Source organism: Algoriphagus halophilus, from assembly GCF_900129785.1.
In the GTDB taxonomy this organism is placed as follows: Bacteria; Bacteroidota; Bacteroidia; order Cytophagales; family Cyclobacteriaceae; genus Algoriphagus; species Algoriphagus halophilus.
In genome coordinates this window covers 785,695-798,778 of the sequence record NZ_FSRC01000001.1, presented here as the reverse complement: position 1 = coordinate 798,778, position 13,084 = coordinate 785,695, and the positions used below count along the sequence as shown (strand labels likewise).

The following is a 13,084-nucleotide window of genomic DNA, read 5'->3' as shown; positions in this document are numbered from 1 at the left end:
CCCCCCTTGACATTCAAGGAGTCTGAATTCATTTTATCCTAGTTTTTCCATGAACGATCGTATCATCCAAAACGAACCGAAAATCCACCCTCAAATTGAAGCTAAATCTTCAGAGATTGGTTTTACCATGCCTTCTGACCTTTACATAGGTTGCCTCTTAAAAACGTTGATCGCCAGTAAACCAAAAGGCAATTTCCTGGAGCTTGGAACCGGCATAGGATTATCACTTTCCTGGATGGTGGATGGGATGGATTCAGATTCAACCATCACTTCAGTAGATAACGATCCCCAATTAATTGAAATCGCAAAAGGATTTTTTGGAAAGGATTCTAGAGTCAATTTGGTTTTGGAGGATGGTGCCAAATGGATAGAGGAGTACCAGGGCCCTGGCTTTGACTTGATTTTTGCAGATGCCTGGCCTGGTAAATACAGTCATTTGGATGAGATTTTTTCCCTGCTCCAGGTGGGAGGAATCTACGTGATTGATGATATGGATGAACAACCTAATTGGCCGGAAGGTCATGCAGAAAAAGCGCAGGAATTGGTGAAACAATTGGAATCCCGAGAAGATTTTCATTTGTGCAAAATGAACTGGTCCACAGGGGTGATTCTAATGACTAAAATCAACTAGTCTTCCGCTTAAAGACCATTTCATTTCAAACAATCCTGTATCTTAAGTCTGTTAGAAGATAAAACTTAACAATTAAAGCCCTGACCTTCCATGAAAAACCTTTCTAAATGGATTTATTTGATAGGTATAGCCTCCACATTTTCATGTTCCCAACCTGACCCAATTGTTGGAACCTCGGAAATCACCAAATGGCCAGAAGATAAAAAAGGAGCAATATCTGTCACCTATGATGATGGAATTATCAACCAATTCACGATTGCGAAACCGATTATGGATAGTTTGAACTTGCCTGCCACCTTTTATATCATCACCGGGAAAGTTCCTGGTTCTGGGAAAGGGAAATTTATCGGAAGAGATCCACAGGAAATCATTGCTGAAACGCGAGAATTCAAAACAGATTCCAGCAATTTCTTTGAGCGGGCTTCCCTGATCGCCTTCACAGGCACCACAGAGGCGGAAGACTATCATGCCAGAGTAGGATCATTGTTTGAGTCAGGAAGAGTAGAGGAAGCCTATGAACTGCTAGATGAAGGCTATGAAAAACTCCGAAATGGTGAAATGGTGAATACTGGTGAAGTTATTTTTCATAACAATGTAGAAGATACCACAACTTGGGAACAGTATAAGTCCTATGCTGCCCAAGGACATGAAATTGCCTCCCATACGGTGACCCATCCGAGATTAGCGGTATTGGATGAAGTGAACATGTTGTATGAACTGGAACAAAGCAAAGCCGATCTCCAACAGTTTATTGGGGAAGAGTCTATTTTTTCAGCGGAGGGGCCCTATGGCACCGAAAACGAACGTGTCATGGAATATGCTTATGGAATATTCCCTGCGCTAAGAAACAGGATGCCTGAAACTTGGCTGGAAGAAATAAACCGTGGAAGTGATGCTGTTCCGGGAGAATCACAAAAAGAATACGTGCAATGGCAGCGTGGAATCCTAACCCGGCATTCGTTCGAAGACATGAAATCATGGATTGACACGACCCTGAATCATGATAATATCTGGTTGGTATTAGTGATACATGGAGTAGAAAATCTGGGCTGGGAGCCAAAGACGAAAGAGCAACTTGAGGAGTATTTTTCATTTATGAAATCCAAAGAAAACGAGCTTTGGATTGAAACGTTCCGAGATGTCACCAAATACATCCGAGCTCGGAAAAATACTGAAGTGGAAAGTTCAATGGAAAAGGATCAAATCAACATTGTTTTAAATTCAACGCTTGACCCTAAGATCTATTCCGTACCTCTGACCATCAAAACCTATATTCCAAATGAATGGAACCAAGCCTTTGCTAATGGACAGGAAAGCCTTCCTATTCAAGAGGACTCCAAGGGCAAATATGTGCTATCCCATATCAGTTTAGGTGAATCAAGTGCATTTATCACTCATTAATCAAGCCGAGCAACCTTTCCTTTTTTGAATGCATCTATTAGGGTAAGTACTATTATACACTTAGCACCAATCAGATGAACGAGATTAAAAGACTGGAAAGGATGGTCAAATGGCAAGGACTAGGATTAATTGTATTACTAATCAGCGTCGCTTTTTTATGGGTAGATAGATTTTCCCATCATGTTATCATTACACAAGGGATTGTGATTGTTGACGAAGAAGGAAAAGATAGAATACTAATTGGGGCTCCAATTCCCACCTCCAAGGATCGAATTAGAGATGATTTGAAAAAGGTGGAAGCTGCCTATGCAGACTGGTTTCCTCCGGAAGCCAAATTCATGGAGAACTTTGAAAAAGAAGTGGATAATCAAGCCTTTGGCATGTTGATTTTGGATGAACATGGGTACGATAAATTGGCGTTGGGGGATCATGTCCCTGACCCTTTTTTCGGCAAAAGGATTGGGCCTTCTTCAGGTATAGTCGTGAATGATTCCACAGGAACCGAGAGAACTGGATATGGTCTAATAGAAATGAAGGATCGATATAGAGTTTCTTTGGGATTTGACAGAAGCGATGGATATGAGGGAATGATATTGGGCTTAGATGACAAAGAGGGTGCCCAAATTAGTATTCAAAGCAGTGATTTTGAAGAGAACCTTCGGCTAGGACAGAACCTGAAAACAAACGCTTTTGAAATTCTGTATGAAAACAAGAAAGACAGCATCACCCTAACCTTTCCAAATAACTAATCTTTAAAGTGTATTGATTATATTGAAATAAATCAATACATCACTCAACAATGAAATCCATTATTAAGATTCAATCTTTTTTAATTGTTTGTTGGTTAATAATCCTATCCTCTTGTGCCAAGAAAAGTCTTGAGGGGAGTTATTATTTTAATTGGGGGATCAGATTCACTGATATTTATCAAAAGTATGAATTTTCGGAAAATGGCACCTTTACAACTGAAGGAGGTGGTGACTTAGGCCCTGAGAGTTATGGTTACGGCACTTATCTACTTTCAAAAGATTCACTCATTCTCCAATATTCCAAGGAAAAAGACCCCATAAAAAGCAAGGTCTTCATTGAAAGTATTCCTGAATCTAAACAAACTGATTCCGTAACCTTTCATTTTGAATTTTATGAATTAGAAACAGAAATGCCTATTACTGGAACAGTTGCTCAGTATTTTGAGGATAAGAGCAAAAACAAAGGAATCATCGCTGGAACTGATGGGGTTTGTTCTATCCGCTTAATCAAAGGTAATAAAACCCAAACCTATACTATTTTTTCTTTGGTTGGACATGAATCATTTGAATTGGATTTAGTAAATGACTCCTCAAAAATCATAAGAATCGGCCTAGCTGAAAATATCGGGAAACAAGTCTTTGATAAAACCACCCGTTTCGGAGTAAAAAAGATCAGTAATAAAGTCATTCAATTTTCAGGAGGAGATCAACTGATCAGGTATACTCCCCGAGTTCAAAATTGACATTTTAATTTCTATTATTTGAAACATCCTGTCAGATTTACCGGATAAGTAATTCAGCGAGAATCTTTTACCATGCTTCACTCCATAGGTTCATTAGTAAAAGAAAACTAATTCCCTACTGAAAACTTCATGAAAACCATCTGATTTTTAATAAATTATAACTCGAACTTTTAATAATCCCCGATAAACCAAACAGACCATGAAACAATTGAACAAAGAGGATATCCAACAGGAAGTTTTTGATCTCTATGATGCCTATGCACACAACAAACTAGACCGAAGGACTTTTGTAGAAAAACTTTCGGCTTATGCCGTTGGAGGAATTACGGTAGCCTCATTAATGAGTGCCATGATGCCTAATTATGTGGACACCCGAACCATATTACCAGATGATGAGCGCCTGGAATCTGAATTCATTATGTACGACTCCCCCAAGGGAGGAGGCAAAATCAAAGGATTGCTCTCCACTCCTACAGGGATGACTGGCAAGGTTCCTGGAATCGTGGTAGTACATGAAAACAGGGGGTTGAATCCCTATATAGAAGATGTAGGAAGAAGATGTGCAGTGGCTGGTTTTATTTCCTTGGCCCCAGATGCGTTGACTCCTTTGGGAGGCTATCCCGGCAATGATGATGAAGGTAGAGCCATGCAATCCAAAAGGGATAGAAATGAAATGTTAGAGGACTTCATCGCTGCCTATGAAACTCTCAAAAACCACCCTGATTGTACAGGTGAAGTGGGAGTAGTAGGCTTCTGCTTTGGTGGTTGGATTTCCAATATGATGGCTGTAAGACTGCCCGATTTGGGAGCTGCAGTTCCTTTTTATGGAGGACAGCCCTCTGCTGAGGATGCAGCCAAGATTAAAGCTCCTTTGATGCTTCAATATGCCGGTTTGGATGAACGCGTCAATGCAGGATGGCCAGCCTATGAAGAAGTTTTGAAAGCCAACAATATTGAATACCAAGCATTTGTTTACCCAGATGTAAATCATGGTTTTCACAATAACACCACCCCGAGATATGATGAGGCTGCTGCGACTTTGGCCTGGGAAAGAACCATTGACTTTTTTAATGAAAAGCTCAAAAGTTAAAGTTATCGATACTAAAAAAGGGGAGTGATTTACTCCCCTTTTTTAATGCGATATTATTAGTAAATCATGCCTAAATAAATCAAAAAGGTCAATATACCTAAGGCTAGGCCCAGGATAAACACATTATAAGCATGTCTTAAGAGCATGTATTTTTTATTGAGGACTTTGGCTTGATAAAATAACGCGATAGACATTTGCTCCTGAATTTCTTTCTTGGAAGGTAGAATCCGATTTACCTCACTCAAGTACTCTTCCATCGATAAATCCGCACTTGAACCAAAAAACATGATACTGGATTTTGGGTCTATATTGGATGTGGTTTTATTACCCACGATTTTCGGTTTTGCTGACTGAACTGCCAGGATCGTAGAAACAAAACAGGTAAATAGAAGCAATAAAATGGGCAACAAAGTAATGGGTCGCTCTATTTCAATCTGATGAGAGATAGTCCCATACCCCATGATGGCCACTACAGATGAAATCACCAAAGCATTGATACTAATAATAATGTTTGCCTTGTTGTCAGCAATCTGAAGAAGATTGCAATTATTCTTAAAAGTCACTCGAAAGAAAGTCTGATGCTCTCTATCCGTCTTTTCTTTTTTTAAAATGAGTTGTTCTTCCATAGTATATGAATGTACCACTGGAATTTACACAATAATTTAAAAGAAGAGGAAAAAATCCCAGACCATAATTTTAACAATCAGCCTTTTAACCAACTAATAAACACCAAAACAGGTTAAAAAATCAACAATCCTTGCGCTCTCAAAATGTCCCAAACTTCAGATTCTGCCAACTCTTCGAAGTCCCCAAGTTGGCTTTCATAACTTTGACGGATAGGTTTCAGGGTCTTTAGGTTCTGGGTGTAGGAAACCTCGGAGAGCAAATTAAACACCCATTCGCCCAAAGCCATTGGCAATTCCATCGCGAAATCTTCTTTTTTCCCTGAAAAAACCAAATCACAGGAATCCTCATCCTCCAAGGCAATCAATTCAGGTTGAGCCCCGATCCAGAGAATTCGTTGTTGATCCTTATAGGGAATCCCAGGTTCACTTTGAATTGCTTTTGCGATATACTGAGGACCAATGCTTGTCTTTGGCATTTTTCTATCAAACCAATCTTGTAGGGGTATTTCAAAACCAATTCCATGCATGTAATTAAAAAGAGACTTTCTTAATCCATCTCCAAACTCCCCATGATCAGCTCCTACAGGATCCACAAATTCCAATTCATTATTGGCAAAATCCCCCTCTTTCTCTCCCACTCTGGATACACTAAAGGCCTTTGGATTTAATCCTACTGGACTGTGGGCTGTCATAGCAAAGCGATGCCAAAATGCGGATTGCAATACTCCCATTTCAAAAAGTTGCCTGACCATTTCCAAGGAGTCCACCGTCTCTTGTGTGGTTTGGGTAGGAAATCCATACATCAAATAAGCATGAACCATAATTCCTGATTCTGTAAAATGATTACATACTTGGGCTACTTGGGCCACTGTCACTCCTTTCTTAATCAAAGCAAGCAAGCGGTCTGAAGCAACTTCCAGTCCACCAGATACGGCAATGCACCCAGAAGCTCTGAGCAAGCGGCAAAGATCTAAGGTAAAGCTACTTTCAAACCTGATATTGGTCCACCAAACTACTGTCAAGCCTCGCCTCAAGATTTCAATTGCCAAATCTCTCATCAAGGCAGGGGGGGCCGCCTCATCCACAAAATGGAACCCATTATTTCCCGTCTGGTCCATTATCTCTTCAATTCTATCCGCCAGAATGGAAGCAGTAATCGGTTCATATCTGCCTATATAATCCAGAGAGATGTCACAAAAAGTACACTTTCCCCAGTAGCAGCCATGTGCCAAGGTCAACTTGTTCCAGCGCCCATCACTCCATAGTCGATGCATGGGATTGGCCACTTCAATGACTGATAAATAATCCTGTAATTTCAAATCTGAATAATCAGGAGTTCCCACCTCTCGCTTGGACACATCCTTCACAGATGAATTATTCAGGAACCTCACCTTATCATCTTCTCGAATAAATGTTCTCTTCAGCTCCTCCAACGGTCTCTTCCCTTCCAAATGCTCTAACAATAGGCGCACAGGAGCTTCACCATCATCCAAGGTTATAAAATCGATGAAGTCAAAAATTCTTGGATCCTTTAATGATCTCAGCTCGGTATTTGGATACCCCCCTCCCATCCATACACTGATTTCGGGAAATTGGGATTTGATAAATTGACCACATTTCAGAGCTCCATAAAGGTTACCAGGAAAAGGAACAGAAAATGCGATGGAATCAGGCTGAACCATTTCAATTTCCTCTCCAAGCAATTCTAACATCATTTGGTCTATCAAGCCAGTCTCTTGATTCAATGCAACTTCCATCTCATCAAAATCACTTGCAGAAACAGCAAGTTTTTCTGCATACCGACTAAAACCAAAATTTGGGTCAATGGCTTCTGTGATCAAATCTCCTAGATCTTCCAGGTATAAGGTGGCAAAATACCGGGCTTTATCACGTACCCCCAAGGTCCCGAATGCCCATTCCAAATCATCCAATTGTTCAAACCTACCAGCTTCCGGTAAATAATCTCCTTCCGAAATATGATAAGCCAACGTGGGGTTTTTATCCTGCAAAAAAGAGATGACTGCATCTATGGTTTGAAGGTAATTTGCCTGGAGCCTGACTATTCTGGCAGCATTGTCTGATAACTCCAAATCCTGCTGTTCAATCAAATCAAAAACCTTTCGAAGTCCTTTTTTCGAAAACAAGGCTAAAATTACCTCCATCCCTAAATCCATTTGGTTGGAAGGAATCCCCAAGGTATTTAAATACCCTTTTAAATAGGCTGTTGCAGGATAAGGCGTATTTAGCTGGGTAAAGGGTGGTGTAATAAATAGAACTTTTGTGGCCACAGGTATTGAGTTAGGAAGGATCAAAGTTCGCAAAGAATCCTTGATTCCAAGTACTTCTTTCTAAAATAACCTTAACTCAGGAAAACCATTCCTGAGATAAGCACTTAATTTTTGGTAGATTTACTTATTCACAAAAATTAGAGATGAGAGACAATAAATTCAACATCGCAGTACTAATTGATGGCGATAATGCACAGGCTAAATTAATCAAAGAGATATTAGAAGAGGTTTCCAAATATGGAAAAGCCACCATACGACGTATTTATGGAGATTGGACTACCCCACAGATGAATAGCTGGAAAGAAATGATCAACCTCCATTCTTTCAATCCTATCCAAAAATTCTCCTACACCACAGGAAAAAACTCTACGGATAGCTCCCTGATCATTGATGCCATGGATATTTTACATAGCGATAGCGTAGATGGATTTTGCATTGTTTCAAGTGATTCCGATTATACAGGCCTTGCTAAAAGAATCCGGGAAGAAGGTTTGTTTGTCATGGGTATCGGAAGAAGAATTACCCCCAAGGCCTTTGTCCAATCCTGCGAGATATTCACGTTTGCTGAAAACCTCGGCCCAGATACAGAAGAGGATAAAACTCCCTTTAGAAAAAGCGATAAAACTCCTTCCAATACTTCCAAACAAGGAAATACTAGGTCAGAAGATTCTAAGAAAGAAGAAATTTTAAAAGAGGCTCCTACCCTAGATTTAAATTTAATTGACAAAGCTTTTGAGATTTCTTCGGACGAAGAAGAAGAAATTCACATCGCCAAAATCGGATCATCATTGAGAAAGATAGACCCTAGCTTTGACCCAAGATCTTATGGCTTTAGAAACCTCACCGAATTGTTCCGAAGCCTGAAAAAATACCAGGTAATGAAAAACGAGGTGAATGGGCTGAATTATCCCTTGGTCAAATTGAAATAAAACCTCTTAGCATATGGAAGATTCCAGGTTCCTACATCAAGTTGAACAATTCCTTTTAACCTCTAATTCGAAATGGAATACTTCACAGGGAATCCTTCAATCTTTACAAATTGACACCATTTCTCCTTTGGAATTGGATGAAATGTTACTGAAAGCGTATCAAAAAAGCAGAGACCATCAATTTCGCTATTCCACCTTGCCTTCTAAGAAAAGCTTAGACGTACTCTGGGGGCATATTGATAAAGTCAAAAAAAGAGAGGGGATGGATTTTTTTAAGCAAGATCAAGAGCTCTTATTGGATGAATTGGATCGAAGTGCGGAAAAATGCATGTTTTTATCCCATAGCTTCAAAGATTCGGATAAGGTAGTGGATCTGGCTAAAGCACTGGCTAAACAAGACCTGCATCTTTGGCTGGCAGAAACTGATTTACTGTATCATCAGCATATCAATTCGGAGGTAAAAACCGCCATTGAAAAGCTCCCTTTTTTCGGAGTCTTTTTATCGGAAAACATCTTTGATTCAGTCTGGTCTGCCAAAGAAATTGAATTTGCCTTGAACAATAAGAAACAGATCATCGGCTTTTTTCATGCAGAAACTTTGAAAAAACTCCATCCAATCAATTCAAAATCCTCCATAGCCCAGGAACTATTCAGTAAATTTTTTGACAACCATCAAGAAGTGATTTTTGTAAACTATCCGAGCGAGGAACATTCCATTTCATTTCCATTGGGAGAATTTATGAGAATGGATGAGTTGGTTGCTTTGCTAAAATAAAAAAGGGCCCGATTGCTCAGGCCCTCCTAGATTTAAAGGTAAGAGCAATTATTTACTCTCTTTGATATATCCCCAGCCTTCTTGCTGCTTCTTGATGATCTCTAAAATTCCATCAGGAACTGTTCCGACACCGGGGATCAAACTGGAAGTGGGTAGTTTATATCTGTCCAAACTCATTTGGCAAACCTTAAACGTCACATTCTCTTTTTTTGCTAATTCCTCCAATTCTTTGGAAACCGAGGATTTATCTTTCAAAACCATGTCTAAAGCACTGCTATAGACCACCATTTCGAATTCAGAATCAGGGTATTGATTCGCCATCACAGAAATGTGCCTCATTGCTGATTGATGTACCCCTTCCTCACCGCTTGTCACGTCAAAAACAATTTTAACGGGAGGAGTTTGAGCATATACAGCCATGGAAAGAATCAATCCAAACAGGAATAAAACAGACTTTTTCATCATTTCTAAATTTTAACCTCCAGCAAATACATAAGCGCAACCATGCTCTTGGGCTCTACCCAATGCCCAGACCCCTGAAGGAACCACTTGTATTCCGGGGTGCACTCCACTTATCATATCTTTGTATACGTCTTCCATTTGCAGGTTCATCTGACCCGCTATAGCCCCACTATACACCTGAAGTGCTAAATCACAAACACAAAACATGGCTCCCCTTGCTTGAAGATCTTTGATCCCTTGAATTTGAGGCATCGGAAAATCACCTGGTTTAGGCTCATAGTATGGATTTCTTAAGGAAGGAGCCCCCGTAGCAGGATCATTCACTTCAAATACAGCCCCTAATTTATACTTTGACCAAAGTCTGTCCTCCAATGCAAACGGAACGGCTGAATGTCTTAGCACCGTCATGGCAGTAATGTCAGAATCAGGACTATCGGTTTGATTATTGGTTAAGTAAAATGCCCAATTCCAAATAATTGGGAATCCATCATGAGGTGTAGAACCATCATATACAATTCGATGCGAACCTTTGATTTTTTTGAACCATTCGTCAGCTTCATGCATCTGCTTCTTATTTTCTTCTAGTGGATTTGCAACTGCTGGATTCAATATTCCTGCTAATCCACCAACCGCAGAACCTAATGCGATTTTTTCAAGAAAACTTCTTCGAGAATTACTATTTGATTCTTTCATTTAAAAATTTATTAAGTTGAACTAACATACTTATTCAATTGAGGTAGCTAAAAAATTCTAACTGAATATACTATTAAATTAAAGAAATAGCAATTATTTAACTGAAAATGAACGACTTAAAACATAGGTTAACTTCGCTTTTTTTATATACATTTTGTTAAAACCCTTTAAAAATGGTTTCTGACTTATTTCTTTGAATAATCCAGTAAAAAAGGAATTCCATTCTAAGAATAGCCATATTTAACCTAGCAGGAAAACAAGCATGATTTATTTAAGTTTAGTAGTAAAAGAAATAAGATGAAAAGATATATCCTTGCCATTATCCTGGGAATTGCTTTCAATTTTCAGCAGGTGGTATTAGCACAATCCTCTAAAAATGATACCCAAGTCTACCAATCCAAAGAACCGAGTTGGGATGGAACAGGAAAAGTTTACTTAGGAAGAGAAATATCCCAAGTCATGGGATTTGCAGGAAAGGACTGGTTGGAGAGAGCCAGTAGAGAACGAGAAGAAGGAATTGCTGCAGCTTTAGAAAACCTACCCATCAATTCATCGAGTACAGTGGCAGATATTGGAGCAGGCTCAGGATATTACACCTTTCGTATCGCCCCACTTGTTCCTCAAGGCAAAGTGTATGCAGTGGAAATTCAAAAAGATGCGATTGATTACATCAATGCAAAAAGTAAAGAGCTAAACTTGAAGAATGTCGAGACTGTTCAAGGATCAGAAAAATCATCTAACCTTCCAAAAGGGGCAATAGACTTAGTGATCATGGTTGATGTATACCATGAGTTATCCTATCCTCAGGAAATGCTACAGAGTATTTATGAATCCTTATCTCCCAATGGCAAGGTCCTACTCCTTGAATACCGAGGTGAAGACCCTACTATCAACATTAAACCATTGCACAAAATGACCGAAAAACAAGTCACCAAAGAGTTGAATGCCAATGGTTTTGAATTGGAGAAAAATGGAAAGTTCTTGCCCATCCAGCACTATCTCATATACAAAAAGAAAAAATAAGTCAATCAAAAATCACTCGTTGGACGGCCCCAGGAGCCTTTTTATAAAAAACTTCATTTTTTTTTAAGAAGTAATTACCACTTTTCAGTTGAAACAGCGCCTATAGAATTACAACCAAAATTCTATTCGCCATGAAATTATTATTTCAAAAAAAACAACAGGCATTTTTCTTAGCCATTTTTCTCTCTCTGATTTTTTCTTCCTGCGATTTTGGAGGTAAGGAAGAACCGATCAAAATTTCTCCAGATGCTGAAACCATTGGGGAATACCTAAGGAATCTACCGAATGATCCTGAAGAAATATTAAATGTCCAGCCCATTTCAGGATCCTCTCAAAGGACACAAGTCAATAGTAAAACAAGCACTTCTGGATATTCAGGAGGATTTACAGAATGTGTAACCTTAACGTATGACCTTAAAAACAATTTTGAAAACATCGCCATCCTCCGTCCTACCAATGGAATTATATATCCTGGGGCATTAGTCATAGCAGATAAAGAAACCCTAGGAGGGCTTCCTACTCCAGCAGGAGTTGACAGGGCTCCCGTTTCCTTAAGGCTAGACTTACCTGGCATAGGTGAAAATGGAAATATAACGGTCGACAATCCTACCAATACCTCTGTACAAGCTAAAATCGATGAGGCTTTGGAATGGTGGAACGCAAATGCTTATCAGGAAGGATATGTCAATGCGGCTAATTCCAGCTATTCAGCCAGTACTTCCTACAGCTCCAGGCAATTAAGCATGGATGTGGGCCTGAATGTAGAATGGGCAAGAGGAGATGTCTCCACTCAATTTAGTTACGAATCCACAAAAACTGAACGTGTGGCGATGATGGTATTCAAACAGGTATTTTATTCCATCACCATGAACGAACCTTTCAATCCAGGTGAGGTTTTTGGACCTAAAGCAACCTTGGCAGATGTGGAACAAAAGTTCAGTGCCTCCGCTCCGCCTGCCTATGTTCAGGCGGTGAACTATGGTAGAATCATCATGTTTAGAATGGTATCTACTTCCTCTGCGACAGACATAGAATTAGAAGGAACCTTAAATTATGCCACCGGAGTCACCAGTAATGTTTCCGCCGAACTGGAATCCAAGTACAAAGAAATTCTAAACAAATCTACTATTACGGTAGTGACCATCGGGGGTAATGCTTCCGTGGCATCCAAGGCAGTGGAAGCTAAAAACTTTGGAGACCTCAATAGTATCATCACCGGAGACAATGCCGTGTATACGAGAGACAATCCTGGAGTTCCGATTTCTTATAAGCTAACTTATTTGAAAGATAATAGCACTGCTAAATTGGGCTATACCACAGAATACGATGTAGAATCCTGCACCGATAAATTATATCCTTCTGCTGAAATTTCACTGAACAATAAAAATGGATTCCTTGGAGTTACGATGCGTTTTACCGTCACCTACAAACAACGAACAAATGGGATAGAATATAACCGGACTATCAATAGTGGGGATATCAAAACCAACACTAAAAAAGTAAAAACCGTACCAGCAGGTGCATATGGAATTCGACTTACGATTGAATTCCTAGATGGTTTCAAATGGAAATTTCTAAGTGATAGAACCTTTTCAAAACCTACTCAAGCTTGTTATGAAAGCACCATGAACGCATTAAAAACTCAGGTATATGTAAAAGGCGTTTCCTGCTAAG

The 13,084-nt window shown here is 39.5% G+C and carries 13 protein-coding genes; 9 read left to right on the top strand and 4 right to left on the bottom strand.

The window, feature by feature from the left end; all coding sequences use genetic code 11:
* The first annotated feature begins 49 nt into the window (after positions 1 to 49).
* The 5 genes from BUR11_RS03350 (at position 50) to BUR11_RS03330 (ending at position 4,614) form a co-directional block, all read left to right on the top strand.
* Entirely contained in the window at positions 50 to 631 is a 582-nt protein-coding gene (locus tag BUR11_RS03350) for an O-methyltransferase (protein WP_074223400.1), read from the top strand.
* A 90-nt stretch (positions 632 to 721) separates the two neighbouring features.
* Complete coding sequence (locus BUR11_RS03345; RefSeq protein ID WP_074223399.1) at positions 722 to 2,032, top strand: polysaccharide deacetylase family protein; 1,311 nt, start codon at positions 722 to 724, stop codon at positions 2,030 to 2,032.
* 74 nt (positions 2,033 to 2,106) lie between these two features.
* Positions 2,107 to 2,781 carry a hypothetical protein gene (locus tag BUR11_RS03340; protein WP_074223398.1) on the top strand — a complete coding sequence of 225 codons (675 nt, stop codon included), beginning with the start codon at positions 2,107 to 2,109 and terminating at the stop codon, positions 2,779 to 2,781.
* Positions 2,782 to 2,831: 50 nt separating this feature from the next.
* Positions 2,832 to 3,524, top strand: a complete 693-nt coding sequence (locus tag BUR11_RS03335; protein WP_074223397.1) for a hypothetical protein — start codon at positions 2,832 to 2,834, stop codon at positions 3,522 to 3,524.
* A gap of 199 nt (positions 3,525 to 3,723) precedes the next feature.
* Positions 3,724 to 4,614: a dienelactone hydrolase family protein gene (locus tag BUR11_RS03330; RefSeq protein WP_074223396.1), complete on the top strand. Its 891-nt coding sequence runs from the start codon at positions 3,724 to 3,726 to the stop codon at positions 4,612 to 4,614.
* Positions 4,615 to 4,670: 56 nt separating this feature from the next.
* On the opposite strand, the gene BUR11_RS03325 is transcribed toward BUR11_RS03330, so the two are convergent.
* Positions 4,671 to 5,240 (bottom strand): Pycsar system effector family protein, encoded by a 570-nt coding sequence (locus tag BUR11_RS03325; RefSeq protein ID WP_074223395.1) that lies wholly within the window; start codon positions 5,238 to 5,240, stop codon positions 4,671 to 4,673.
* 113 nt (positions 5,241 to 5,353) lie between these two features.
* On the bottom strand, positions 5,354 to 7,528 hold the full coding sequence (locus BUR11_RS03320) for a B12-binding domain-containing radical SAM protein (RefSeq protein WP_074225095.1): 2,175 nt from the start codon (positions 7,526 to 7,528) through the stop codon (positions 5,354 to 5,356).
* Between the two features lie 143 nt (positions 7,529 to 7,671).
* On the opposite strand from BUR11_RS03320, the gene BUR11_RS03315 reads away from it, so the two are divergent.
* Together BUR11_RS03315 and BUR11_RS03310 are read left to right on the top strand one after the other, a co-directional pair.
* Positions 7,672 to 8,457, top strand: a complete 786-nt coding sequence (locus tag BUR11_RS03315) for an NYN domain-containing protein (protein ID WP_074223394.1) — start codon at positions 7,672 to 7,674, stop codon at positions 8,455 to 8,457.
* 13 nt (positions 8,458 to 8,470) lie between these two features.
* The gene (locus BUR11_RS03310; RefSeq protein ID WP_074223393.1) at positions 8,471 to 9,232 is read left to right on the top strand and encodes a toll/interleukin-1 receptor domain-containing protein; all 762 of its coding nucleotides are present in this window, start codon (positions 8,471 to 8,473) and stop codon (positions 9,230 to 9,232) included.
* A gap of 48 nt (positions 9,233 to 9,280) precedes the next feature.
* Here the strand turns inward: BUR11_RS03310 and BUR11_RS03305 are convergent, their stop codons facing one another.
* Together BUR11_RS03305 and BUR11_RS03300 are read right to left on the bottom strand one after the other, a co-directional pair.
* Positions 9,281 to 9,697 (bottom strand): DsrE family protein, encoded by a 417-nt coding sequence (locus BUR11_RS03305; protein WP_234982069.1) that lies wholly within the window; start codon positions 9,695 to 9,697, stop codon positions 9,281 to 9,283.
* A gap of 9 nt (positions 9,698 to 9,706) precedes the next feature.
* Positions 9,707 to 10,387 (bottom strand): Tat (twin-arginine translocation) pathway signal sequence containing protein, encoded by a 681-nt coding sequence (locus BUR11_RS03300; RefSeq protein ID WP_074223391.1) that lies wholly within the window; start codon positions 10,385 to 10,387, stop codon positions 9,707 to 9,709.
* A 297-nt stretch (positions 10,388 to 10,684) separates the two neighbouring features.
* On the opposite strand from BUR11_RS03300, the gene BUR11_RS03295 reads away from it, so the two are divergent.
* Positions 10,685 to 11,410 (top strand): class I SAM-dependent methyltransferase, encoded by a 726-nt coding sequence (locus tag BUR11_RS03295; RefSeq protein WP_074223390.1) that lies wholly within the window; start codon positions 10,685 to 10,687, stop codon positions 11,408 to 11,410.
* A gap of 131 nt (positions 11,411 to 11,541) precedes the next feature.
* Positions 11,542 to 13,083, top strand: coding sequence for a thiol-activated cytolysin family protein (locus BUR11_RS03290; RefSeq protein WP_074223389.1), 1,542 nt, complete (start codon positions 11,542 to 11,544; stop codon positions 13,081 to 13,083).
* The last annotated feature ends 1 nt before the right edge of the window (position 13,084 follow it).

Coding starts and splice junctions, on each gene's coding strand:
- BUR11_RS03300 (WP_074223391.1), bottom strand. CDS start 10,387: ATGAAAGAATCAAATAGTAATTCTCGAAGAAGTTTTCTTGAAAAAATC.
- BUR11_RS03325 (WP_074223395.1), bottom strand. CDS start 5,240: ATGGAAGAACAACTCATTTTAAAAAAAGAAAAGACGGATAGAGAGCAT.
- BUR11_RS03310 (WP_074223393.1), top strand. CDS start 8,471: ATGGAAGATTCCAGGTTCCTACATCAAGTTGAACAATTCCTTTTAACC.
- BUR11_RS03290 (WP_074223389.1), top strand. CDS start 11,542: ATGAAATTATTATTTCAAAAAAAACAACAGGCATTTTTCTTAGCCATT.
- BUR11_RS03315 (WP_074223394.1), top strand. CDS start 7,672: ATGAGAGACAATAAATTCAACATCGCAGTACTAATTGATGGCGATAAT.
- BUR11_RS03295 (WP_074223390.1), top strand. CDS start 10,685: ATGAAAAGATATATCCTTGCCATTATCCTGGGAATTGCTTTCAATTTT.
- BUR11_RS03335 (WP_074223397.1), top strand. CDS start 2,832: ATGAAATCCATTATTAAGATTCAATCTTTTTTAATTGTTTGTTGGTTA.
- BUR11_RS03350 (WP_074223400.1), top strand. CDS start 50: ATGAACGATCGTATCATCCAAAACGAACCGAAAATCCACCCTCAAATT.
- BUR11_RS03345 (WP_074223399.1), top strand. CDS start 722: ATGAAAAACCTTTCTAAATGGATTTATTTGATAGGTATAGCCTCCACA.
- BUR11_RS03305 (WP_234982069.1), bottom strand. CDS start 9,697: ATGATGAAAAAGTCTGTTTTATTCCTGTTTGGATTGATTCTTTCCATG.
- BUR11_RS03330 (WP_074223396.1), top strand. CDS start 3,724: ATGAAACAATTGAACAAAGAGGATATCCAACAGGAAGTTTTTGATCTC.
- BUR11_RS03340 (WP_074223398.1), top strand. CDS start 2,107: ATGAACGAGATTAAAAGACTGGAAAGGATGGTCAAATGGCAAGGACTA.